The following is a 25973-nucleotide window of genomic DNA, read 5'->3' as shown; positions in this document are numbered from 1 at the left end:
GATGGTCTCCGCATGGTCGTCCCGGAGTTCAAGTTGGTTGCAGCATTGAATGGCGGGTCATGAATGTTTTTATTGTTTTCCACCCATTCAAATGAACTTTCTGGTGCAGGTGATACTCCTATAAGGGAGTGAGGTGAAGAAATGAGGGTCGCCCTAAAAGTCAAACAAGCGCAAAAAGGGAACAAAGAAGCGCTGCTTCAACTGATTCTGGCCGAGAAGGATCCTTTTTACCGGCTTGCTCTGGCTTACATGGGGAAAGAGCACGATGCGATGGATGCGTTGGAGGAGATGATCGTCATCTTGTACGAAAAGATCGGTCAACTGTTTTTGAAAAAAGCAAAAATTTAAGGGGGTCAAATATATGACCTCGTACATGCGGAACGAGCCTTAGAAGCGATTCTAGAGGCTCGTTTTTCTTTGATTATTTTCTTGTTCCGAAAAAGTAGACTTTTGCAGGGCTCTCCGAATGGGTGCCTTTTGATTTCGCCCTACAGATGATTAAGGTTTGTAAAAATCACAATTGGCACATTCGAAGTTAAAGTTTATGTTTGATTTTTTATTTTTAATAGGTGGGAGGCAAGACGGTCAAGTCAATTTGCCGTTTAAAGAAGAACCTTTCAGCCCCGGATTTGGCGATGTAACGGACAAGTTCGGCGTGACCTTTCAAATTTATACAAAGATTGAACGCTAATTTACGCATAAGGAGTTGCCCAACTGATGGCGCAACTGTTTTTTATGCAAGCTTCTCAAAGTGCTGCATTGAGATAAACCGGTCATTCTCACGCGAAATGGGGAAGCGGACTATCTCCGAATATTGTTCAAATCATACAATAATGATCTTGGTCTGTGTGTAAACACAAGCTATTTTTTTCGCCGTTTGACCCGTTACGGTGAGCCGTACCACAAATGACGCAAATTTACACGTTTGGACACGTTATCTAATTTGGTTGGAACTTTTTGAAGGGTGTGATTCTTGTGGTTCGAGAATATGGCCCTCATTAAGTTGATTCGATTTGAAGAGACCTGCATTAGCAAATTATATCGTGCGTTCTTGGCGCACCAACGGGGTCTTTCCGACGAATGAATCCTTGCTCAAGATGCTCTATCTGGCGACCATGGACGTTACTCGCAAGTGAACGGAGCCTTTCTGGCCTGATTTGATATGAAGATGTATGACAGACCGACGGACCGTTGTCATACGTCTTCTTTTCATATATTGGGGGATCGGTGAAGCGCTCCCCACTCACATAACTCTTCTAGAGTGGGAAGTAGGGTTTTCGCTTTATCTGTAAGTCGGTACTCCACCTTTGGAGGGATCTGGGGATATTCTTTCCGTTCCACCATCCCATCCTGCTCTAGCTCCTTAAGCTGTGAACTCAGTGTTTTATACGTAAACGCTCCGATTTGTCTCTTCAAATCGTTAAATCGGACCGGCTCGTTCTCCGCTAGGAGGTAAATAATAACCATCTTCCACTTGCCGCCAATGACGGACAGTGTATAACCGAATGGAGTGTCTTGAAGATGCTTCACTTTGCCCCTGTATTCAGCCATACCCATATGAACACTATCCTTTCTGGTAGTACCTATCTATAAAGTGCGTACTACTTTTTTGTTTACCATCATCTTATACTATCCATACTTTGAACGAAAGGGGAACAAATATGAGGATAGCTAAAACGTTTAATCACGGTGTTGCATGGGAGGAAGGGAGCGGCATATCCCAGGGGTATTCGATTAACGGCACGATCTATATTTCGGGTCAATTTTCCCACGATATGCAGAGCACATTCGTCGGTGAGGGAGACATCGAGGCGCAGACTAGGCAGACGCTTGAAAATCTAGATCGCGTATTAGCAGGGTTCGGAGTCACGAAGTCAAACCTTGCTTATGTTGAGATTTACCTGACAAACGTGAAGGAGCATTTCGAGCCTTGCATCCAGTTGTTCAAAGAATATATGGGGCAGCACCGTCCTGCCGGCAGTCTCATAGGCGTGACAGCGCTAGCGTTCCCTGAGCAATTGATTGAGATTAGTGCTGTCGCTCACACGAACTAACGAACGCAGTCATCGCGGGTGTATTGCAGCTCCTCTTTTCATATAGGATAATGGGTGTGATTCACACCGGGGACAGCACAGGAACGAGAAAAGAGGTGTCCAGATGATCGCAGGAAAAGCTCGATCCGTTACCATGATCGTGTTGATTGCTTACACCGCGGTTATGTTATATTTCTTATACTTTGGCTTAGGCAGGATCGATACTTCCCATAACGGAGCGAATGGATATAAGCTCATCCCCGACGGAATTCCGTTGTCCTTCCCGATGGGAGGCGTGACCTGGTCTTGGTTTTATAACTTTGCGAATTTTGCAGCCTTCTTACCGTATGGGATGTTCATCCCGCTGGTGGTTCGGGTGCGGTTTCTCCGATTGTTGGGTTTGTTTCTTGTTACGATATCCATACTTGAAATATTGCAGTGGGCAACCCGGCTGGGCAGCTTTGATATTGACGATATCCTTACTAACGCGCTAGGGGTGACCGTTGGGTATATGGCGCAGCGGTGGGTGCCTCGTCCGAAGGATACCTCGAAGGGCATAGGGAAGATCTTCGTCGCGGCGGCTCTTCTCTCGGTCGTCACGATCACGTCGGTCCAAGGTGTGAACCACTGGATTGCGAAGGCCACGAGGGTCGAGGCAGGCAGGGTAGTCGGGATCAACAGCCTGCCGGTGAGGGACGGTTCGATCCATTGGGATCCAAGCCTCGCCGTCTTTGAAGTTGGGGGTCATAGAGTGATGCCTCAAATGAACTTGTATAGCAGAGAGAACCCGGGATCGGTGAGCGTTACGTACGCACTGGATGGGAAATATATGACCTTCTCTGGTTACAAGGGCGTTCCAGATGACATCATTCAGGGCGAAAGTACGGTAATTATCGCCCTGGACGGCGGCAAGCGAGGCGTGGAAACGAGCACTCTCAGCAGAATGGACGGTGGCGAACCCGGGTATTTCGAAATGGATATACAAGGGGCCAAAAAGCTTACCATAACAATTAGGAATGAAGACAAGAATTCGAATACGAACGTCTTGCTATGGGATATGATTCTCACGGAAATCAAGAACCGCCGATAGCAGGCGGCAAGCTTTTCACCGAGTTCAGCATGGTACAGCTCTCGAGATCCATATCTACGGTCCGATCCGGTTGACCTTTATGCTCTTCCGCCAAGGCGCGACGGATCATCACGTAATGTCATATACAAACTAGGATGAATCCTTGGGGAGCAGACTGCCGCTGGGCATAAGCTCTTTTCGTTTTTTTCGCTGTTAGCCCATTAAGCTGAACCCTATCATCGATAGAGCTAGCGGTATTAAGTCAAATTTTTATGCTAGTTCGTTCAATCTGAGATTCTAATACATCATATAGAGCAAGTTTATAGTTTATTTTATCCAAGTTAAAATATAGTTCCCTTATGCTCTTCTCAATTTCTTTTTTATGATGAAGCATCATCATTTTTCGTTCCGAAATCGTCGAGTCCCCTTCTTTATACAAGTATACATACTTCTGAATTTGAGCAAGGCGGTGCTGTACGCGACACGCCTGCTTACAATGACGCATTTGCCGCAATGGTTGCCCTTGGTCGTGTCGGCGCACCCGACGATATTGGTCCCGCGGTCGCCAGTTTGCTCGGTTCCGACAATCGCTGGGTTAATGCGCAGAGAATCGAGGTCTCGGGTGGTCAGAACATCTGATACTAGGCGGCAGACGGTAAAGTCGCCGGAGTAGTCGAGTTGTCGAGGAGGAGCATGTTCAGTTACGCATGAGGGCACCCAAAGACAATTAGGGGCGGCTTTTTTGTTCTATGTCCGCAATGGAATAGATTTTTGTATGGAAAAGGTGTGTTTATTGCATCGACCCATTAGGGACCCTCCTTTACCATTAAAGATATTCCTGTTAAATGAGGTGACCCGAATGGTCCAAATTTTGTTCAACGAAGAAGAAGGCTATTTCCCGCAGATCAACTGGGGAACCGGATCGGCAGATACGCTTACCGTTCGGAATCCGATTAGTGCCCACTACTTGGATGGAACGAACGTCCAAATTAATTATCAGACCGTTTCCACGATAAACTCATCCGAGTCGCTCGCCAAAGCGGAATGGCTGCATCTAGGCTATCGCTTTGAGATTAACGATCGTTGGAATACCGAGGAGTCCCGTATCGTCCTTCGCCGTAACTTGAAGGTGAAGATGGAAGATCCAACTGCGGCAATGAACGGACTCCAGCTGCAATTCCTTGCCGGAATCTTAGGCGATCGCAATGAGCAATGGAGATTCTGCGCACCGGCTACTCACTATTCCGATGCCGCACCGCTGCATTCCTTTACCGAAGCCAAGGTGTACATGGAAGATCGCTTAACCTACCCTTTCATCCTCGGATATCAACCGAATAATGGACAATCTGTCACGCTTGGGCGTATTACGCTGCCTCAATCCTCGAACGCGCCGCAGCGGACGGCCAAAGAGAACCGCTACCTGCAGCAAACGGAAGTCGGTTCCGTGGGATATAGCGTCCGGAATGGGAATGAGGTTTGCTTTCAAGCTTTCTGGCCTTACTATGAGGGAGATCGCAGCGTTGCTCTGGACGCCAAGCGGACATCCGTATCAGCATTCTATCCGCTGAACGGCGAGTCCTTCGATATGGAAATGGCATATGACATCCGGTTCGGCCAAGGAGATTCTTATGCGGATGCGGTCTATTCGACTTTCAAACAATATGCTGAGCTAAATGCTCCGAAACCAGTGGAACTGCCTTTCTCGCTGGAGGATTCGATCGATTACCGCAACGTCTCGCTGCGCAACAGCTATCGGGAACTGGAAAATGGCGGAGCGGGTTTCTTCTTCCACTTTGACCCAAGACACGGCTACGGATCCCAGCCTTCCGGCTTTGGGACATCGTTTAATAATATTCCGCATGAGTCCTATACCAAAATCTTGGAATACGGGTTTACGGGACGGCAGATCAACACGGCATATACGCTCGCGAAATCTGATGGCGGCGAATGGATCGAGAGGGGCAGGAAGGTAACTCAATTCTTCGTCGATCGGCTCTCCACCCCATCGGGGTTCCTATATTCGCTATATGATATCGAGAACGACAAACCGTTTGCCTCCTTCGGCGAAGAGGGAGCGCCTAAGCTTCACTACATTTCGCACGGGAACATCCCGGGTAACTACCTGCGAACGATGGTCGAGCCCGCGTTCGATTTACTCTTGAACTATCAGCTATACGCACAGCTTGGCAGTCTGCAATCGTCTTGGTGGAATACAACGCTGAACTTCGCCCAGTTCTTGCTGAGCAATCAGAACGAAGACGGCTCTTGGTACCGCGCTTACGAACCGGACGGAACGCCGCTCAAGAACGCGGAAGGTTTCGGCAACGACGAGTTCTCCTCGAAATCGGCCAGCTCTATCCCCATTTTGTACTTGATCGCGATGGGCCATGCGAGCGGAGACCACGGGCAACCTTTCCTTGATGCGGCCCGTAAAGCCGGGGATTATGTCCTTAACACCTACGTTCCCCAAGATCATTACATGGGAGGAACGCTCGATAATCCGAACGTCATTGACAAGGAAGCGGCTCAGTATACGCAAGCCGCACTTTATGGCTTGTACCAACTGACGGGTGAACATCGTTATTTAGAAGGCTCTACTCGAGCGGGCAAAATCTTCGTGACTTGGAATTACATTTGGAATGCTCCGCACCTGCCGGGTACCGATCTGGCACGCGTTGATTTCAAGACGGTGGGAACGGGAGGCATCAATTCCATCTGGGGCGGCGGAGTCGTCGATATTTACTCTCTGTTCCATATCGAGGAACTCGATCTTCTAGGCGCCGAAATCGACGAGCCGTTCTTCCGTTCGATAGCGGAGTGGATTGCGATCGGCACTCAGCAGCTGTTGTCGCATCCGGGAGATTTGATGGGCTTTACGGATCTGGGCATGCAGCCAGAAGGATTCGGTATTTGTAATCAAGGCATCGATGAAGGCATGATTGCCAAGGGAGATATCTGGGGAACGCTCGGATGGATCTATTCGGCTGGAATCTTCGGACTAGGGAAATACTTAGAATCAAGAAAAGTGAAATAAACAGAATAGATTATCGTAAGAAACTAGGCAGATTCGTGAATGTCGCTTCGCATAAAGATCCGTTACGATGAAGGTATACAAGGCAGCAGATATTCAAGGGAGGATCTTACAGATGAAAATAAAAAGAAAATGGCTAGGCGCGACGACAGCTCTGGTATTGGCCGCTACACTTGCTCTTACAGGCTGCGGTTCCAAAAACAATGGGAACAACGCGGCCCCCGCTAACGGCGAGGAAGCTTCCAGCCAGATGGAAGTCGAGCTAAATATGCTCAGCAGCTGGAGCACGGATACGGAACGCGGTAAAGCACTGCACAGCATCGTAGACAAATTCAACCAAGAGAATGCTGGCAAAATTAAAGTTAACGTAGATATCAACCCGGATTGGCCAACTCTTCAAGAGAAAATTAAAACCATGATCGCGGCCAACGAGACACCTGACGTGTTCAATTACAACTTCAACCCGAACGATTTGTCGCGTCAAGAATCCGGCAAGTTGCTTGATTTCACGCCTTTCATGGACGACCAATGGAAAGCACGCTACACCGAGCAGGATCTTCAAGCGATGACGGTGAACGGACAATTAACATCGATTCCTTTTGAGAAAGCCGGTATCTTGTTCTATTACAACAAAGATTTGTTCGCTAAAGCCGGAATTTCCGAATTCCCGAAAACATGGGACGAGTTTTTCGTAGCAGCTGATAAATTGAAAGCAGAAGGCATTGCGCCAATTTCTCTTATGACCTCGGACGACGCATGGCATACGACGAACGCATTCACTTATTTGGCGGCAAGCATTGCAGGAACCAGCGTGTTTGATGTTGGGAAATCCCTCGATACGCCTGATGTGGCCAAAGCTGCTGAATACCTTAAGAAGCTGTTCGATTACTCTACTCCGGACGCTCTGGGCGGCAACTATTCTGTCAGCTCCAATAACTTCCTCATCGGTAACACAGCGATGATCATAGACGGACCTTGGTTGATCGGTTCGATCAAAGAAGAAATGGTTCCTTCGATCGGTATCGCTTCCGCTCCGACGTTCGGCGATGGCAAAGTTCAACCGGGCTTTACGGTTACTGACACGTATACGCCTTGGTCAGGAGCGAAGCAGGAAGACAAGCAGAAGGAAGCAGCAGTCGTTCAATTCTTGAAATTCATGACCTCCGAAGACAGCTCCAAAACGTTTACACTGGACGGACGCATCCTGTTGTCTACCAAACTGGAGCTAAGCAGCGAGGATACGACCAAAGCAGGTCCAGTATTCGGCCAATATATCCAAACAAACGCACAAGCACCTGAGAGTATCGTCAACATCGTGCGTACGTTGAAGCCTACTGCGATCTCCAAGCTTCCTTCACTTATAGAAGGTCTGATCTTAGACAAACACACACCGCAAGAATTCGCGAAACTATTGCAAGAAGCTAACAAGTAAGAAAAAAGGGGAGGGAGAGAACCTCCCCTTTTTTCTCCGAAAGGAGCGAGAGCATGATGACTTCGAGACAGATCTATTATTACTTGGTTCCTGCCCTGTTGTTTACAGTAGTTTTTTTTATTTTTCCGCTCATCTTCGTCCTCTATCTAGGCGTTCAGGAATGGAACGGAATCGGCGCGATGAAGTACGTCGGTCTGGACAATTTCATTTATTTGTTTGGTGACCCCGCTTTTAAGACAGCTATGATCAATACAGTATATTGGATTTTGGCAGGCGTGTTCCTGCACACCCCCTTGGGACTCTTGCTGGCGCTCATTCTGTTCAAAAAACCGAAGGGCTGGAAATGGCTCCGCACCTTACTCTTCCTGCCTAACGTTATTTCCACCACCGCGCTCGCTTTCCTGTGGTACTTCGTGCTGCACGTAAGCTTGGGACTGGTCAACAATTCGTTCAAAGCCGTAGGTTTGGAATCCTGGATGCATGCGTGGCTGAGCGACCCAAGCACCGCGGTCTTCGCTAACATGATTCCGTTTATCCTGTATGTCGGCTTTACGATGGTGATATTCTTAACGCAGATGTCCACGATTTCCCCGGAGCTCTACGAAGCAGCCGAAATAGACGGCGCGACATCCATCCAGAAAGATAGGTACATCACGATTCCTCTGGTAAAAAGCGCGATCGCCATTAACGTCATTTTCAACACCGCATTTACTTTAAGAATGTTCGAATATCCACTTCTGATGACAGGCGGCGGACCTGCAGATTCCACGTTAAACATGTCTTTGTATATTTACAAAGAGATGATTACAGCCAATCGTTACGGCGTATCCATGGCGGGAGGTCTGATGACTATTCTCATGGGGATAGTCGCGATGATGCTCGTATTCGGATTTTTACGCCTTTCGGAAAGGAAGGGTTGACCATGAAAGGATTTCGTTGGATCATAATTTCTTTATTCTTGCTTATCACCATCGTTCCTTTCTTGTGGCTGATCCTAGCCTCTTTCAAAACAAACCAGGAACTGTTTTCTTCGCCCTTTAAGCTTCCGGAAAAGTGGATGTGGGAAAATTACGAATCCGTACTCTCTAACCATCCCATTCCGAGCTACTTCTTCAATTCAATCTGGATAGCGATCCTATCCACAATCATTGCGGTTGCTATAGCGACAATGGTCTCTTATGGTTTCATGTACAAATTTAAGTACAAGCAGGGTTGGCTGCTGTTGATTACGTTTGGAATCTTTATTCCCACCAATGCGTTCATCGTTCCGTACTATTTCATTGTCAATGGGTTGGGGTTGTATGACACACGGTTTGGCGTAGCCCTCGTCTATGCCGGAGTTTCGCTTCCGCTAAGCATTCTGATTGTCAAAACATATATGGATTCGATCCAGAAGGAAATGCTGGAAGCGTCGTTTATTGACGGGGCGAGCGTTCATCGCACCTTTCTCAGCGTCATCCTGCCCATTTCTTACCCAGGGATGACGACTGCGAGCATTTTCTTGATGATAACAGCTTGGAACGAGCTTCTATTCGCCTCCTTGCTCACACAAAGCGAAGGGACGAGAACGCTGCAGGTGGCCATACGGTTTTTCTTGTCCACGTTCTCAGCGAATTATCCAGTCGCATTCGCGGCAATGGTTATCGCGGTTCTTCCAACGATTGTTATATATTCGCTGCTTAGCGAAAAAATAATTGGTGGACTTACGGCCGGTGCGGTGAAATAATCGATTATAAGACGTATCCGAAAGGAGAAACAACATGCGAGTTTTGATTGTCGACGATGAAGTGTTTATCCGTGACGGTTTGCGTACGTTGATCGATTGGGGCGCCGCTGGCTTTGACGAAGTGATGGATGCCAAAAATGCCATGGAAGCGATGGAAAAGATCGAGCTGGCAATGCCAGACTTGATCTTGACTGACATCTTTATGCCGGAGATGTCCGGACTTGATTTCGCCAAGAAGATGAGAGGGAAATACCCCTCTATCCGATTCGTTATTTTGACGGGGTATGAGAAATTTGAATACGCTAAGGAAGCGATTGAGATCGGTGTTGCCAAGTACTTGGTCAAACCTATCTTTCCCGATGAATTAAAAGAGACGGTGGAAGAGCTCCGCGACGAAATGCTGCTAGAAAATAGAAACCGGAATTGGAACGAGACGGCGCGTCAGCGCCTTAACGAATACAAGCCGATTATTACAGAGAAGTTTTGGAGCGATCTTCTATCTGATGTGCTGGCTGCACCAGCAGAGATCCGTGAGCGTGCCAGCGCGGCAGACATTCAAGTTCAGTCATCGTTTTTTTGCTGTCTAGCTGTCGAAATCCGTCATCTTGATAAAGTGTTCCAACGGTATGGGGAACGCGAGTTGCCGTTGGTTCGATTTGCAATAAGAAATATCATTGAAGAACTCCATCTGGGTAACGTCGCGTATATATACGACCACTCAGATACGGTACTGCTATGCATTTTGTCGAAGCCTATAGATCCTGAGGAGTGGAAGGTAACGGCGGGTAAGATCGACGAAACGATCAAGGTCGATGTCTGCATGGGGTTGGGCCAGCCTTGTGATGATATTTCACTTGTCCGCCAATCTTCGCTTGAGGCACTAGACTGCGTAAGATATTTGGCCATGCTGGATCAATCCGGATTTATTCGCTACGAAGAAATTCCGGCCTGGAAGAAGGATCATGTCGAATATCCTTATGAAGAAGAGAAGATTCTGCTGGAGGCGCTCCGCTATCGGGATCAAGTTAGCGATCAGGTACTGGAGCCGTTCATACGGAAATTGAAAAATCAGAATCCGTCTCCCCAAATGATTCATCTCATTAGCGTCCAACTGCTGGGAGCCCTGTATCGCCTCGCGGACGAATACGAGATCGATACGATTCCGACGTTTAACCAAAGTGTTTTAAAGCTTGAGACCCTGCCTTCCTATAGTCAGATTCAGCAGCTGTTTCTGGAATTGTTCCAAGAAATCGTCGGACGGAAAAGCGCTCACCATGACAGCTTTGTAAGCCAGTTGGTGAATCGGGCTAAGCAGATGATACATGACCGCTATAACGATCCGGCTCTGAGTGTGGCCCAGATTGCACAAATGCTGTGTATCTCGCCGAATTACCTTTCCCGCATCTTCCATCAGCAGACAGGGAGAACGTGCGTGGAGCATATTACCGAATGCCGGTTGGCGGAAGCTAAAAAGCTTCTCCTTTTTTCGACCCATAAAAATTACGAAATTGCCGAGAAAGTCGGATATGCCAACGCTCATTATTTCAGCTTTATGTTTAAGAAAAACATGGGGTGCTCCCCGAGTGAGTTCCGCGAGCGGGCCGGAGAAAGGCGAACCTGATGCAAGTGCGCTCGATTCGGTCCCAGATGATGTTGTTCTTCTCTCTGCTTATTCTCGTTCCGATCATCATCAGTGGCGTAAGCATTTATTATGCTCTGCAAAATTACTTGGAAGACAGTTATGTCAGGCACCAAAGTAAATCAATAAACAACTTAGCCAGCGAAATGGACGATTGGCGTTCCGAGCAAGAAGATCTCTCCCTGAGATTGTTCGGAGATCGGTCGATCCAGCAGTTTCTGCGGTATCCGAATACGACCCTGACAGCGGAACAACTGCAACGAACAGCCAATTTCCGGCAGGCCCTTCAGATTCATTCAGCGAAGAGCGACCCTTTGGGTTCTATTTTTGTAGTGCGGGACAACGGAACGATTTACGGGGAAGGCTTAAGCAGCACATACGACCGTTATATTCACTCGCGTCTGCTATTGGCGGCGGGTTATAACGGTTTACCCACATGGGATAATGTTGAGGGGACGGATAAGGTCGCCCTGTTCCGCCAGATTAACGATAACGAAATGGATTTGAACCGCCCGATCGGGTATCTGTTTATCCTGTTTGACAAGGCGGAGATTGAGCGAATGATCGGTCAGTATACGGTGGATCCCGGTCAGCAGTACGCGGTGTTCGACGAGAAGAATTCATTCGAATTCCTTACAGATTCCACAATGCCTAAGGCGTTCATCAAGGAAATTGGCATCTCCAGTGAAACCTCGCGGGGGTCCTCAACGACTATTTACGGGGACGAGCCTTACGTCACTTTTGCGGAGAAACGTTCCGGTTGGAACTTGGTGTCTTGGATTCCAGAGAACAAGGTAATGGAGCCTGCTAGGGAGCTTTTCTTCGGCATTCTCTTTATTGCATTCGTTCTTATCTTCTTCTCCGTGTTCATGGTGCTGTTCCTATCCCATCGGATCACGAAGCCGCTCAAGATGATCCAGCGCAAAATGATGCAAATCGGGGAAGGATTCTTCATCTTCAAAGTGCCGGTCGTCCGCAACGACGAGGTTGGAGAGCTGGCGTCCGCCATGAATCGGATGTCCGATGAGATCCAAAGCCTTATCCAGAAAAACAAGGAAGAGGAAGCTAAACGCCGGCTGATTCAGTTGCAGACGCTCGAATATCAGATTAATCCCCATTTTCTGTACAACACGCTGGATTCCGTCAACATGCTGGCGCGCAAGCATCAAGATCCGATCATCGCTGACATGGTTACGTACCTTTCCCGTCTGTTCCGCATCGGGCTGAACCAGGGCCGGGAAATGATCACTGTAGCGGAGGAAGTGCGGCATGTCACTTATTATCTGAAAATCCAGGAGATCCGATTTGCAGATCAGCTCTATTGGGATATTCAAACGGACGAGAGCATCGAAAGCGAGAAGATAATTAAGTTTTTGCTTCAGCCACTCGTGGAGAACAGCATCAATCACGGCATTCGCAAACGGGACGAGCCGGGTCATATATATATCCGAATATGGAAAGAACCAGACTCCATTGTTCTGGAGGTGGAGGATGATGGAGTGGGAATGGATCCGGAGCAGCTCGAGCGCGTTCGTCAGTCTTTGAACGACGACATGGAAGAACCGGATAAGGATCACGGATTCGGTTTGCGGAACGTTCACCAGCGGATCCAGCTTCATTACGGAGACGACTACGGCCTAGAATTCGCCAGTGAGAAAGGCTACGGAACGACCGTCACAGTGCGGCTTCCTAACAATCCCAAGACATAGACAGCAAGTAGGGTAGGAGTGAAGTTAATTGGAATCGATCAAGAACTCTGTATTTTCTCTTTATGTTTCTGAGCGGGGAAGCGTAGAAAAGCTTCTTCTTACAAGCGACGCCGAGCAAATGAATTGGGTCATTGACCCTGCTTATATCCAATCATGGGGTTACCCGGATGAGGATAAACTGTTCGGAAATTTTGTGGTGCGGGCTAATGGAACCGACTACGAGAGCCTGAAGTCGGAACCTCCTCTCATCCGGAAAACGAATTCGAAGAAAATCGAGCTCGTGTACTCGTTTGCGGAATTCGACGTTCAACTGGTCTATGATCTGGGAGGAGAGGATTCCCTCTCTTGGCAGATTTCATTGAAGAACAATGGGACGGAGGAGCTGGTTGTAGAAAGCTTCTACGTATGGTCTTCAGTTGCTTATGTCATGTTCAAAGATCCGGACGTTCACCGCAATATCAGCCATTCGTGCGCTGTTTTCCCTTCTCTTTCAGAAAGCTTCAGCAAGTTCGCATTCGTTCGCAGGAGCAATAACGGGCCGCACTTGGGAATGTATGCTGTTAAGGGAACTACTCAATCCATGGGTACGTACTGCAGGTTCGAGAATAATTTCTTCAAGGATGTGTCGCCGTCCCTGGACGGCCTGTTGTATCACCAGTTGGTTCTGGTAGGTACAGGCACGGAGGATCCTAAGGCTTCCAAGGCAGACTGGATTTACAATGGCGTTGCTGAACCGACTATAGTGGCAGCTGGCCGATCACTTGCTTGGGAATATCGTTTCCTGCCATTCGACAGCCAAGGTCAATTCTACGAGAATGGCGCCATGCTTGGGCATCCAGTCATCGAATTTCCGCCTGTCACAATTGCGGGAGGAACGTTCGAAGCTGCCATCCGCTTGCAGGGGCATCAGCAACCAGCTCGTCTGTGGCTGGAATCCAACACAAGAGGGCAACACATCCGCAAGGATGTGACCGATCAGTTGGAATTCCAGGGAGAACGGTATGTGCTACGCACAGAACTGAACCAGCCGGGAGAAAGAAAATTATCGCTTCTTCTAGATAACGGTAAAACCGACAGTGTTATCTTTAACGTGATGGAACCGGTGAAGGAGATCATAGAAGCCCGTGTAGACTACATTTCACGGAAATTATATGCGGGTGCAGGCGGGAAGACGCCCCATGCTTTTCTTCCAGTTTCCAACCAAGGCGAATCCCTTGGCAAGGTCGCGCTTGTTCTTCTTAAGAATGTCATGGGGACGATAGAACTGGAGCAGATTCATAGAGCGGAGAACAGCGCGGTGCATTACATCCGGCCGAAGTGGTTCCATGGCGGGGATTTTCTGAAGCCGGTCTCATTGTACGGTAAGTTCTATCGAATCATAGATTTCGATTATATTGCCCACGTCTACTATTTGCTTTCTAAATTTGATGCGAAGCAACTGATTCATAACCGACCGGAAGACTATTTGAAGTGGGCCGGGGAAGTCATGATCACGCGTATGGATGCGCAATTGCATGAGGACGAAAGAGAGCAGAAGGAAACGGAAATGCTCGGCGTTTATGTCCTTTTCATTCAGGACTTGCTTAACGATCTTAACCGCCTTGGCATGGCCGACTTGCACGACAGATTGTCCTCCTTGTGGGAGACGGCCACCGAAAGATTCCGCCAGGAAAGCAAAGATTACAAAGGTGCGGTTACCGAGCATTATTACGACAATGCGGGATTCGGACCGACATGTGAAGCGCTGTGCTTAGGCGGGCATTTAGCGGAAGCGGAGAAGTATGGGGAGCTATTGCTTGCGAACATCGGTTTCAGCAACGACTTTCGTGCGCAAAATCCGGACCGTTGGTGGGAATCCCTCTCTTATATGACGCATTCGCTCTGGGGTGGAATGGTTGCCGCTTCAACGCTGGTCGGCTACGAGCATTTCCGTAAAACCGACTATCTGTCGGCGGCATACCGCGCTACGATGGCGGTATTCTATTGCTACGACTGGCATGCGACCGCAACGGACAAAAAGCTGGAAAAAGGCGAAGCCGCTTCGACATATAGCGTGGCCGGACCCAACTTGAACCGGCCGGATCTGTCCCGAAACCGGTTCGGACAATCCGTCTTCACGGAAGCGGATGGGGAAATCTTCAAAGGCTTGTTCAGCGACGATTCCGGATATGACTGGGATATGGGCGAAGAGCTTGTCGCCTATCTGGCAGGCTTCGGGACGAAGACCTTCTTATACTACCGAGATGGCGAAGTTCATTGTGTGAACGGTGAAGTGACCAGAGAAGGTGACCAGTATAGGGTGACAAGTTATGCAGCCTATCCGAAGGAGTTCTATTTCTACGAGGAAAATGCCTCCTATATTTCCGAGTCCGGCGAAGAAGTGCGTACGATTATTTTTGAAAAAGGAAGTTTTGCTCATGCGACAAAGATGGGATTGGGATGAACTCTCGGAGCATGTGGATTTGCCATACAGGGGGAGCCTCGCTAAACAGCATATCAGGGACCTATCTGGCTCCCAGATGTCTGTTCTGACAATCCGCAACGGGAATTTAAGCTTTACGGTGTTGCCGGAACGCGGGATGGATATTGGGGAAATCTTCCTGGGTGAGGAGAAGGTCAGCTGGGATCGAAACAACGATTACTTTCTTCACCCGGATCGCGTTAATCTGCAGGAGAGCAAGGGGACGGGATGGCTCAAAGGGTTCTATGGAGCCGTCAGCTCAATCGGCCCTGAACTGTTCGGAACGCCAGGCGAGGGGTATACCCTGCACGGAACGGGGTCCTATTCTCCTGCTTTCATGCAAAGCATCTTCGTGGGGTACGATGAGACAGGGATCACATTCGAGGGAACGGTCACCGTACGCGGTTATGCAGACATTCCGGTATTTGAAAAGCGAATACGTATGGTTACCCATTGGGGATCTGAATGTATATTGCGGGAAGAAACAACTCGTAATGTATCCGATACCGAACAAACACTCGATGATGGATACCATATCCAATTATCCGGACCTTTCATGCATGAGGGTGGCCGATACATTTTGCCTTTGCCCCGTGACGAGATGCTCTTAAGGGACTCTGCGGAGCTGGAGGAGGATCCGCTCCGAATTCCCTGTAGAAGTCAAGGAGCGACGTCAATCCGCTGCTATCAGTACGTTCCGGGGGCGGTGGACGGACTCCATTCCATTGCCGATATTGGTTCTTACGTTTCTACCTTCGATTCCCGCAGGGGAATAACCGCGGAGATGATTGTAAACGATCATCGGAGCGCTGCTGGGTTTGTCATTCGACCGCTTTCTTGTTTCCCGCGTTCCCTCATTGCCAAGGAGATCAGCGACAGCTTTATGTTCGCTTTTGAACCCTGCCGTACAAGGCCCAATCGGATGTCGCAAAAGCATGCTGACGGGGAAGCCTTCGTTCTTAGTTCAGGATTAAGCGACACCACCCAATGCTTAATTGGGGCTACGAGGGATATAGGAAAGATAGAAGTGCTTGAACAGGCGATCTCTCAGGCGGCTATTCGTTGAAGAAATGAAATGAAATGAGAAGAAAATGGTAAATAGCGGCAGCATATGCCGCTATTTTTTTGTTTATTATGCAGAAAGGATAGAAAAGTGAATGGACTTATCAGTAAATCATATCTTATAATCAGATCACGAAATCGATTGCGTTAATTCACCTTTGTATTATCAACATTTATAACGAAATCGATTGCTCTAAATGTGAAGGAGGCCACACATGAACACCATCCAGTCCGGACTAGCCAGGCTGTCCGTTGTTCAAGCAGGGGATCAATACGGAATGGAGCTGATATCTTCCGAGGGTGCCCCTGTTGAATTTAATATTGTGAAACCGATTACTTTGGAAATAAAGATTCGGGATTCCGAGTTGCCAGTCGTTTACGAGTCCGCATATGCAGCCTTCGAACTTCAGGAAGACCTGATTCAATGCAAGGGCAGCATCGTTACCAGCAATGGAAGCGAGTTTCTATTCGAAGATTCGTATCGGGCCTTGAGCGGGCAAACGTCCTTCCAGTTCGAAAGAAAAGTTACTGTTATCAAGGCTAATGAGAATGACCTCGGTTTTTCCACGCAATTCGCGATCCAAGAAGATATTGAGCGTAAAATGGAAGAATATGATTACTTCGCTCCGGGTGTATGGTACTCGGATAATAAAAGCGTGGTTTCTGGCGGAATTGCGAGCGATTACAACGATGAATATTTTTGTTTTCGCATAACTAGGCTCCCCGTGCCCCTGATGATGATGCAAAGCAAGGAGTCGAAGGCGTACGTCACTCTTTGTCATGTGGGACCGGAGCCGCGGACAGGCTTCCACGAGATGACGGCAGATTGGCTGGTCGATGAATCGTTCCAATATGCGTCACTCGGAATTAAAAAAAGTCCGGTTCCAAGTGTAAGATATCTTTTCCCGGGGTCTGAGGGAGAGAAGCACTACGTAGGACCGAATCACCTCGATAAGGTCTCCGGCTGGGCCCGTAGAAGCCATCCTGTGAAAACAGGGGTTCCGCACAGCTATCAATTCATTATCAAGACAGGTATAGCTGACGGATTCGCCTCGGCTATGAGGCAGGTATGGAGACATTTCGCGGACAATCTCGATACACCGGTCGTTCCAAGCGACTTGAACAAGGTGTATGAAATTGGAATTCAATTGCTAAATACTTACTGCCAAGAGTACAATGGTGCCATGGGCGTTCCGTTCTGGACGAATGTACCGGGAGGACAGGTTGCCGATGTAACGTTCCAGATGGGCTTCGTCGGGCAGCAGCTTCAGGTCGCCTATCAATTATTGAAATACGGCCTTGAGAACGACCGTCCTGAGATGGTTCAAAAGGGTGAAGGCATTCTCGCTTTCTGGACGAGCAAATCCATGACCCCGAGCGGACTGCCCAAGGTATGGTACGATGTCCATCCTGCTGATTTCAAGGATCATCCTTCTTACATACGGATTGCAGCCGATGGGATGGAAGGGGCTCTATTCGCTTACAAAGTGATGCAAGCCCATGGTCATAATCGGCCTGAATGGCTAGCCTATTGCCAGACCTTCGCCGAATGGCTCGTGCGAAATCAGAACGAAGACGGTTCCTTCTATCGTTCCTACGATTTCAATGGAGAGCCGCTTCATCGGGGTAAATTCAACACGACAAACCCGGTTCGTTTCCTAGTCCACTTCCATTGGTTGACTAAAGACGACCGTTATCTGCAAACGGCATTGCGAGCCGGGGAGTATGCCTATGTCCATACTTACGAAGCGGCATTGTACGTCGGAGGGACGGCTGATAATGACAACACGATTGACAAAGAAGCGGGTATTCTCGCACTTTACGCCTTCTTGGCGCTGTATGACGCAGACGGAAACCCGAAGTGGCTTGAAGCGGCCAAAGGAGCTGCGGATTTCTGCGAAACGTGGGTCTTCATGTGGAAGTATCCCGTTGACGACTTCATGGGCAACAACGTATTCGCACGTGGACGGGATATTACTGGACAAAGTTTGATTGCAACCGGACATTCGCACGCGGATGTGTTTATGGCTTACTGCGCCTTCGATTTCTACCGTTTATATTTATTGACGGAGGACTTCCATTACTTGCGGATTGCCAAGCTGCTTCTCCACAACACGAAACAGTCCACCGATTGGTCCGGAACGTTAGGTCATGTGTACGCTGGACTGGTGGAAGAAAGCGGAGAATTCGTCATGCAATATCACAGAGGATTAGGCAAATGGCTTCCTTGGTGCACAATCGCGGAAATTGAGCCGATCACGCGGTTGAACGATTGGTTCGGCGCGAAGGGAATGGATGAGATCGAATCACAGAATGCAGAAGACATCAGAGTGAGGAATCACGGTTCACGGCACTTATTTTAAGTAAAGCGAGTGAACGATTTGATAACGATTTATGACATCGCCCAGAAGATGGGGGTGAACCCCAGTACCGTTTCCAGAGCGCTTCGCGGTGCCCCGGGAACGAGTGCGGCGCTGCGTGAGAAGATCCAGAAGGCTGCACAAGAAATGGGCTACAGCCCGAATTTGATGGCCCGCCAGCTGCGAATGAAAACCACATCGATCATCGGTGTCATACTCGATGAAGAATGGAATTGGTATTCGGGTGCGATCGCGGGTGGAGTCCAATCCTATGCCCGGGAGAAGGATATTCAGTTAATTTTCTGGAATGCTACGAGCGCCGCGGATCAAGAGGCGGGGCTGGCCGTGTTCGAGGAGATGCGGATCGGTGGAGTGGTGTTCGCCAGTACGCAGATCGGCGAGCATTCCGGCGAGTATCCGAAGCTGCCATTCCCGGCTGTGTTCGTTAACCGAATTAACAGCTCTAAAACATCGCGAATTATGACAGATGATATGGAAGGTGCAATGTTCGCAGCTGAACATCTGCTTTCCCTAGGTCATCGTGATATCGGTTTTATCAATGGTCCGGAATATTCCATCCACTCATTGAACCGGTTGAAAGGGGTCAAGAAGGCGCTGCAGGATGCCGGCGTTCCTTTCGTTGAAGACTGGTACGCCAAGACCGATTGGAAAGAACAGGCAGCATACGAAAGCGCTCTCCGAATTCTTGGGGGCTCCATCAGACCAACCGCACTGATTTCAGGCAACGATGAGATGGCGATCGGGATTTACGATGCAGCCAGGGAATTGGGATTGAGTATTCCGGAAGATGTATCCGTTATCGGATACAATAACCACACCTGCTGTGATTATATGAGACCCAAGCTGTCGACGGTATCCCTGCCCTTATGGGAAATGGGAAGAAACGCGCTGGAAGCCGTATTCATGAAAATGAACGGCAAAGAGATCCAGAAGGACAAACGAATTGTGAACGGGGAACTGATCGTTAGAGAATCGACGGGTCCTTGCTTGCGAAAATGAATAGGCAGGATCAAGACCCTTGAAAAATAGGGTCAATTTTATCAATGAATACGCAATCGATTGCCATTTATTCTAGCAGATTCACAGCAATTTTTTTTAGTTTGAAACGCAATCGATTGCGATAATGGAAAAGATGCTAATAAAGGAGGTGGTGGGCAGGGACACGGCATGCAGCTTAATCACTGAGAGCTTGGGCAATATCAGAACGATAATCCAATAAGGGGGATTTTTTTCAATGTCATTCTTTCAAAAACCGGCCTTTAAGAAAATGTCTTTCATGTTAATGAGCACTGTGCTGCTGACAGGCGTTCTGTCCGCATGTGGATCGAATTCAAATAACGATGCAAGCTCTTCGCCAGCCGCCACAACTCCTGCAGGAAGCGCGTCCGCAAGCACCGCGGCTGGTGATAAACCGTATGACGGCATCGAGATTAATGTCGGCGTAGAAGCAGGCGGGCCCGCCCCAGAGTTTTACAAAAGCATTGTCACCGAATTTACCGACAAAACAGGAATTAAAGTTAATATCATGGATGTTCCCGGCCAAACAATGCACGACCGGTACGTAACGGAGTCTGTCGCGCATACCGGCGGATTCGACGTTTTCAATATGGACCAGCCGTGGATTCCTGAATTTGCGGAAAAAGGATTTATAGAGCCGATCACAGCCAAAGTCGATAAAGCGGATCTCGAAGATTTTTTCCCGTCTGCAATCGATACGGTAACTTACAAAGGAGAGATTTACGCGCTCCCTTATTTGGTGCAGACTCCGGTCGTTTATTACCGAACGGATCTATTCGAGAAGGCTGGCATCACGGCGCCTGCGAAAACTCCTGAAGAGTGGAGAACGTATGCAAAACAGTTGACAGATCCTTCCAGTGATATTTTTGGAACCATTATCGAGGGCCAGCAATCTCCGGAACCGGCAACTCAATTTACGGACATGATTCTTCAGCATGGGGGAAAGCTGCTCGATGAGAACAACAAAGTATTGATCGACAGCCCGGAAGTACTCAACGCCTTTAATTATGCGCTCGCCATCCAACATGAAGACAAAAGCAGCCCTCCGGGAGCAGTTGGTTACAACAACGGTGATGTAGGAAACATGTTCCTGCAAGGCAAAGTGGCTATGGTGCGTAACTGGCCTTATATGTACTCGATGGCCAAAGATCCTGCCCAATCGAAGGTTGCGGACAAATTCGCAGTTGCCGTTCAACCGGGAACTAGCGCCGTATGGAGCTGGGGCTTCGGGATATCGAGCGATTCCAAAAACAAAGACGCTGCATATGAATTTGTGAAATGGGCTTCCAGTTCAGAGGTCATTGTCCGTTTCGCAACCAAAGTCCTGAACCCGGTTCCGCGCAAATCCACGCTTGAGCTCATCAAGGCGGATACGACGCTGGCTCCAGAGGATGTAAACGCATTAACTGTTATGGCCAATTCACTTGATCAAGGACAATCCGTAACTTTGAACCCGAGCTACGATTCCTTCCGTAATCGTCTGTCGGTGTCCCTGTCCAAAATCATGACGCAGCAAGCAACACCAGAAGAAGAGTTAAAGGCTTCCGTAAGTGAATTCCAAAAAATTGCGGATGGCAAGTAATTAGGGATGAGCAGCAGGTGCCGCTTTCGATGCCGATGATCGGCACCTGCTTTTCTTTATGAGGTGGAGGAGATTTCGAATGCAGTCTAAATACCGGATGCGCATATCTAGGAAGATGACGGGTTTTCTATTGACGCTTCCTGCATTAATCGTTCTTGGCGTAACGATCCTATATCCATTGCTATGGGCGCTCAAGATCAGTTTCTCTTCGTCGAACAGTGTTATCAAGGGAACGAACGAATGGGTCGGATTGGAAAATTATATTGGAGTGCTCGGATCAAAGCCGTTTCTGGACTCTTTATGGAACACTTCAGGGTTCGTAGGCGTAACGATTGTCATGGAGCTTGCGATTGGCCTGATTATTGCGGTAGCGCTTAATAAGAGGCTTCCCGCGAATGGCTTGTTCGTTGTTATCTTTTCTTTGCCGCTGATGATGGCTCCAATCGTGTCCGGATTTATTTGGCGTTGGTTATTTGCCGATCAGTACGGGATCATAAACCATTTCATAACTCTTCTAGGAATGGACGCTCCGATCTGGTTGTCGAGCCCTTTTTGGGCCAAAGCTTCGGTATTAATCTCTAATCTATGGGGAGCGACTCCCTTCGTCATCCTTGTTCTCTATGCGGGGTTAACCGGAATTTCCGATGACGTTAACGAAGCTGCGGAGATCGACGGTGCAAGAGGCTTTCGGCTGTTTCGTTACATCACGCTGCCCTTGCTCAAGCCGGCGATATTATTGGTGCTGGTCATCCGAGTTGCGGATGCCTTTCGCATGTATGATGTCGTTTATATTCTTACCGGCGGCGGACCCGGGGGGGCGACAAACGTACTTAACACGTTCATCTATAGACGATCATTCTCGGACTTCCAGTTTGGAGAAGGAGCAGCGGCTTCATTTATCGTTTTATTCATTATCGTAATGGTCAGCTTGGCCATCGGCAGAATACTGAGTTCAGGAAGAGGTGAGCAAAAATGAGGTGGAATAAACCCTCCGTCTATTTGACTTATGCGGTACTCCTCTTGATGGCAGGTTTTATACTGTTCCCTTTTTTGTGGACTCTGTTCACATCGCTTAAGACGCAAGGACAGTTGTTTACGATACCCCCGGAAATCATTCCGAGCCCTTTAACTTTGGAAAATTACGTAGACGTGCTGAAAGACGGCAGCCTCATGGTATACATGAATAACAGCATTATCGTAGCCGTGGTGACGACATTTCTTTCCTTGCTGATCGGAGCCCCAGCTGCTTATGGGTTCGCCAAATACTCATACCGATACAGCGGTTTGATGTTCGCGTTTGTGGTTGCGATCCGTATGGTCCCGACTATCGTTCTCAGCGTTCCTTATTTTCTCATGATGAGCAAGTTGGATTTATTGAATACCAAAGTAGCACTCATCATTACTTACCTGCCTTTGGAACTGACGCTTACCATTTGGCTGCTTGAAGGGTTCTTCCGGCAAATTCCGAAAGAGCTGGAGGAAGCTGCGGAAATTGACGGGTTGGGCGTAATCGGGAAATTATTCCGCATTATTATTCCGATTTCCTTGCCTTCCGTGTCCATTGCCGCACTATTCAGTTTCTTGATTTCTTGGAATGAGTTTATGCTTGCTTCCACGCTGACTCGTACGGTGGATGCCCAAACGATGCCTGTAGGCATTGCCAGCTTTGTCACCACGTTCCAGACTTATTGGGGCAAATTGACGGCTAATGGCATGTTATACATTTTGCCTGTAATGCTGTTCACTTTATTGGCGCAAAAAGGTTTAATCAAAGGATTGACTGCTGGCGCAGTCAAGGAATAGGCACATCTACATTCTTGGTGGAAAATATAACGGAGGATTGATCCTTTGAAAAGCAAATTGCAAGGCTCAAAGTCACTAACGTTGAAGGATGTTCGCATTAAGCATTCCTTCTGGTCTAGATATATGATGCTTGTGAAAGATACGGTCATCCCTTACCAGTACGAAGCGATTCACGATCGAATCCCGGATGCGGAAAAAAGTTCCGCCGTTCGGAATTTCCGCATTGCGGCTGGTTTGGAGGAAGGGGAATTCCATGGTTGGGTGTTCCAGGACAGTGATGTAGCCAAATGGCTTGAAGCGGTCGGATTCAGCCTTCATACTCATCCGGATGCCGAGCTCGAACGGAAAGCAGATGAAGTTATCGATATCGTCGAGAAAGCCCAACAGCCGGACGGCTACTTAAATACCTATTTTACAATTAAGGAACCGCACAAACGTTGGACCAATCTCGCAGAATGCCACGAGCTCTATTGTGCGGGGCATATGATTGAAGCTGCGGTAGCTTATTATCAAGCGACAGGTAAACGCAAGTTATTGGAGGTAGTTAGCCGGTTCGCAGATTACATCGACACGGTGTTCGGTCCGGAGCCGGGCAAATTGAAGGGGTATCCGGGGCATCAGGAAATCGAGCTTGCACTTGTGAAGCTTTACCATGTGACGGGAAATGAGAAGTACCTAAAGCTTGGTAAGTACTTCTTGGATGAACGAGGACAGGCTCCACATTACTTCGATAAGGAATGGGAAGAACGCGGCCAAACCAATTTCTTCGCAGAGATGAGGACCTACGGGAAGGAATACGCCCAATCCCATCTGCCGGTTCGGGAGCAGAAAAATGCAGAAGGGCATGCGGTTAGAGCAGTATATATGTATAGCGGAATGGTCGATGTCGCAAATGAAACGGGTGACAAAGAGCTATTCGATGCTTGCAAACGGCTATGGGACAATATGATTAACAAGAGGATGTACGTAACCGGCGGAATTGGTTCGCTTGCTTATGGAGAAAGGTTCACCTTCGATTATGATCTGCCCAATGACTTGGCTTATGCCGAAACATGTGCCTCGATCGGGCTGATCTTCCTGGCCCAAAGGATGCTTCGTGTAGAAGCCGATCGTAAGTACGCTGATGTCATGGAACGAGCCCTGTACAATACAGTGCTCGCTGGAATGTCGCTCGACGGAACGAGGTTCTTCTATGTCAACCCGTTAGAGGTATGGCCGGAAGCTTGCGACAAAAATCATAGCCGTCACCATGTGAAGGCTACGAGGCAAAAGTGGTTCGGCTGTGCATGTTGTCCGCCTAACGTGGCGCGGCTGCTCTCCTCTTTGGGTGAGTATATTTACTCGGCGAATTCAGACACGGTTTATGTCCATCTCTACATCGGAGGAGAAGCGGATCTGGACCTGGGAGGCCGAAAGGTGAAGCTCGTTCAGGAAACGCAATATCCCACAGAGAACAAAACCACAATCAAGGTTGCTCTGGAGCAGGAGCACGAGTTTACACTGGCCCTTCGGATTCCGGGATGGTGTCCCGGAGCAGAATTGAAAGTGAACGGCGAACGGATCGCCATAGAAGACGTGCAAGATGATGGTTACGCGAAAATCAAGAGAAATTGGCAAGTCGGTGATACCGTTGAACTGGAAATGGAAATGCCGGTGCAGCGGATTAAAGCGCATCCTCTCGTGCGTGAGAATGCGGGGAAAGTCGCCCTTCAGAAAGGACCGTTCGTGTACTGCTTGGAAGAAGCGGATAACGGGGCTTCGCTGCATGAGATAGTCTTGCCGAAGGATGCTTTGCTAAACTCGACTTTCGATTCCAATCTTCTCGGCGGGGTTCCCATCGTAACGGCTGAAGCCTCGCGACTAATCGAGTCTGAATGGAGCGGCGGTCTATACCAAGCGGATGTCAGTGAAACGTACATCAAGCAGCCCGTGACATTCATCCCGTACTACGTCTGGGCAAACCGCCAAGTCGGCGAGATGGCGGTATGGATTCGGGAAGAGTCAATGTCGTAGGACACCATTATTCACGGTTGTGATCACATTCTCAGAGTTTAAACTCATATTATCCAAAACATATAGTCCGTTAGTCTTGTGATTTCCATAGTTCCAAGGACATATAATAGAAATAGGGATCGCAGTCCAATATTTTATGAACCTTTAAGCAAGGTTCATTTTTTATGGATTGCCCCATACAACATGAGAGTTAACAACTTGGGGAAGAAGCTATGCATTGGAAAAAAGCTATTGTAATGATCATTTGTATCACATTGGTATGTCCTTTTTTGACAGCGAATTCTGAAGTGTCTGCTGCGTCTTATGAAAGCATTGACACTATTACGCTGCAGGAGTCACCTTTCTCTATAGGCGAAGGATGGACCTTGGACTCCTCATACAGCTCTAATCCGCCTTACTCTTTAGCGATAGGCGATAAGGAATATGTTGCTGTTGGTCCTTTCGGATCCGTGATGAAGTCAACGGACGGACGGAATTGGAAGGCATTGTCGAAGTTCGGAAATTATCAACTCACAACCATCGCTTGGGATGGAACGAAATATGTGATGTTTGGCGCAAACACGGAATATGAAAGAGAAGCGAATTATGCGTCTTCAGAGGCATTTGTTTCTACCGATGGGCTACAGTGGAAGAAGATCGAATTTGAGCCGGGTGAGGCGATTCATTATCTTGTGTGGGGAAAAAACAAATTTGTGGCTGTAGGACGAGAGCATGTGTTCACTTCCACTGACGGGGAGAATTGGACCCAAACCCTCACGCTTGGGGCTAAGTATGGCTCGCATCCGATTAAATATGTTAACGTTACATACTTTATTTATGGTTATGAAGAAAAGAAGGTTCACATTTCAAAGGACGGTTTGAAATGGACAAGCAAGCCCCTTGACACCAAAGCCAATATTAACGATATGGTATGGGCCAAGAATCATTACCTGGGGGTTGGCAACGGGTTTTATACGTCGAAGGACGGGTTGACTTGGAATAAAAAGTAAGTCGCCAAGTAACGTCAGACTGCAAT

18 protein-coding genes and 2 pseudogenes are annotated in these 25973 nt (G+C 48.3%); 19 read left to right on the top strand and 1 reads right to left on the bottom strand.

Annotation, left to right across the window (positions count from 1 at the left end):
* Nucleotides 1-141 precede the first annotated feature (141 nt).
* Together ACN6MW_RS13655 and ACN6MW_RS13650 are read left to right on the top strand one after the other, a co-directional pair.
* Nucleotides 142-324: pseudogene (locus ACN6MW_RS13655) on the top strand (RNA polymerase subunit sigma-24); the annotation flags it as partial.
* A gap of 250 nt (nucleotides 325-574) precedes the next feature.
* Nucleotides 575-691, top strand: a pseudogene (locus ACN6MW_RS13650) (VOC family protein); the annotation flags it as partial.
* 518 nt (nucleotides 692-1209) lie between these two features.
* Here ACN6MW_RS13650 and ACN6MW_RS13645 read toward each other — a convergent pair.
* Entirely contained in the window at nucleotides 1210-1557 is a 348-nt protein-coding gene (locus tag ACN6MW_RS13645) for a winged helix-turn-helix transcriptional regulator (protein ID WP_419875889.1), read from the bottom strand.
* Nucleotides 1558-1661: 104 nt separating this feature from the next.
* Between ACN6MW_RS13645 and ACN6MW_RS13640 the strand changes: the two genes are divergently transcribed.
* The 17 genes from ACN6MW_RS13640 to ACN6MW_RS13560 all read left to right on the top strand — a co-directional run bounded on the left by ACN6MW_RS13640 (nucleotide 1662) and on the right by ACN6MW_RS13560 (nucleotide 25947).
* Nucleotides 1662-2054, top strand: coding sequence for a RidA family protein (locus ACN6MW_RS13640; RefSeq protein ID WP_419875888.1), 393 nt, complete (start codon nucleotides 1662-1664; stop codon nucleotides 2052-2054).
* Between the two features lie 103 nt (nucleotides 2055-2157).
* The gene (locus ACN6MW_RS13635) at nucleotides 2158-3123 is read left to right on the top strand and encodes a VanZ family protein (protein WP_419875887.1); all 966 of its coding nucleotides are present in this window, start codon (nucleotides 2158-2160) and stop codon (nucleotides 3121-3123) included.
* Nucleotides 3124-3961: 838 nt separating this feature from the next.
* A complete protein-coding gene (locus ACN6MW_RS13630) occupies nucleotides 3962-6136 on the top strand; it encodes a hypothetical protein (protein ID WP_419875886.1) in 2175 nt (724 codons plus the stop codon).
* Nucleotides 6137-6248: 112 nt separating this feature from the next.
* Nucleotides 6249-7565: an ABC transporter substrate-binding protein gene (locus tag ACN6MW_RS13625; RefSeq protein ID WP_419875885.1), complete on the top strand. Its 1317-nt coding sequence runs from the start codon at nucleotides 6249-6251 to the stop codon at nucleotides 7563-7565.
* A 53-nt stretch (nucleotides 7566-7618) separates the two neighbouring features.
* The gene (locus tag ACN6MW_RS13620) at nucleotides 7619-8485 is read left to right on the top strand and encodes a carbohydrate ABC transporter permease (protein ID WP_419875884.1); all 867 of its coding nucleotides are present in this window, start codon (nucleotides 7619-7621) and stop codon (nucleotides 8483-8485) included.
* A 2-nt stretch (nucleotides 8486-8487) separates the two neighbouring features.
* Nucleotides 8488-9291: a carbohydrate ABC transporter permease gene (locus ACN6MW_RS13615; RefSeq protein WP_419875883.1), complete on the top strand. Its 804-nt coding sequence runs from the start codon at nucleotides 8488-8490 to the stop codon at nucleotides 9289-9291.
* A 34-nt stretch (nucleotides 9292-9325) separates the two neighbouring features.
* Nucleotides 9326-10912 (top strand): response regulator, encoded by a 1587-nt coding sequence (locus ACN6MW_RS13610; RefSeq protein WP_419875882.1) that lies wholly within the window; start codon nucleotides 9326-9328, stop codon nucleotides 10910-10912.
* Nucleotides 10912-12639: a sensor histidine kinase gene (locus ACN6MW_RS13605; RefSeq protein WP_419875881.1), complete on the top strand. Its 1728-nt coding sequence runs from the start codon at nucleotides 10912-10914 to the stop codon at nucleotides 12637-12639. Before ACN6MW_RS13610 ends, ACN6MW_RS13605 begins: the two co-directional genes overlap by 1 nt.
* Before the next feature lie 28 nt (nucleotides 12640-12667).
* Nucleotides 12668-15082 (top strand): hypothetical protein, encoded by a 2415-nt coding sequence (locus tag ACN6MW_RS13600; protein ID WP_419875880.1) that lies wholly within the window; start codon nucleotides 12668-12670, stop codon nucleotides 15080-15082.
* Nucleotides 15057-16166: a DUF4432 family protein gene (locus ACN6MW_RS13595; protein ID WP_419875879.1), complete on the top strand. Its 1110-nt coding sequence runs from the start codon at nucleotides 15057-15059 to the stop codon at nucleotides 16164-16166. Before ACN6MW_RS13600 ends, ACN6MW_RS13595 begins: the two co-directional genes overlap by 26 nt.
* 211 nt (nucleotides 16167-16377) lie before the next feature.
* Nucleotides 16378-18525 (top strand): hypothetical protein, encoded by a 2148-nt coding sequence (locus tag ACN6MW_RS13590; protein WP_419875878.1) that lies wholly within the window; start codon nucleotides 16378-16380, stop codon nucleotides 18523-18525.
* Between the two features lie 18 nt (nucleotides 18526-18543).
* Nucleotides 18544-19542 (top strand): LacI family DNA-binding transcriptional regulator, encoded by a 999-nt coding sequence (locus ACN6MW_RS13585; RefSeq protein WP_419875877.1) that lies wholly within the window; start codon nucleotides 18544-18546, stop codon nucleotides 19540-19542.
* A 235-nt stretch (nucleotides 19543-19777) separates the two neighbouring features.
* On the top strand, nucleotides 19778-21142 hold the full coding sequence (locus tag ACN6MW_RS13580) for an ABC transporter substrate-binding protein (protein WP_419875876.1): 1365 nt from the start codon (nucleotides 19778-19780) through the stop codon (nucleotides 21140-21142).
* Nucleotides 21143-21221: 79 nt separating this feature from the next.
* Entirely contained in the window at nucleotides 21222-22118 is an 897-nt protein-coding gene (locus ACN6MW_RS13575; protein WP_419875875.1) for a carbohydrate ABC transporter permease, read from the top strand.
* The gene (locus ACN6MW_RS13570; RefSeq protein ID WP_419875874.1) at nucleotides 22115-22945 is read left to right on the top strand and encodes a carbohydrate ABC transporter permease; all 831 of its coding nucleotides are present in this window, start codon (nucleotides 22115-22117) and stop codon (nucleotides 22943-22945) included. Before ACN6MW_RS13575 ends, ACN6MW_RS13570 begins: the two co-directional genes overlap by 4 nt.
* A gap of 123 nt (nucleotides 22946-23068) precedes the next feature.
* Nucleotides 23069-24958: a glycoside hydrolase family 127 protein gene (locus ACN6MW_RS13565; protein WP_419876344.1), complete on the top strand. Its 1890-nt coding sequence runs from the start codon at nucleotides 23069-23071 to the stop codon at nucleotides 24956-24958.
* A gap of 212 nt (nucleotides 24959-25170) precedes the next feature.
* On the top strand, nucleotides 25171-25947 hold the full coding sequence (locus ACN6MW_RS13560; RefSeq protein ID WP_419875873.1) for a WD40/YVTN/BNR-like repeat-containing protein: 777 nt from the start codon (nucleotides 25171-25173) through the stop codon (nucleotides 25945-25947).
* The last annotated feature ends 26 nt before the right edge of the window (nucleotides 25948-25973 follow it).

Origin of the sequence: Pristimantibacillus sp. PTI5 (assembly GCF_048572955.1) — a bacterium.
GTDB lineage: Bacteria > Bacillota > Bacilli > Paenibacillales > Paenibacillaceae > Pristimantibacillus.
The sequence above is the reverse complement of the archived record's forward strand: the minus strand, read 5'-3'. Positions and strand labels throughout refer to the sequence as shown.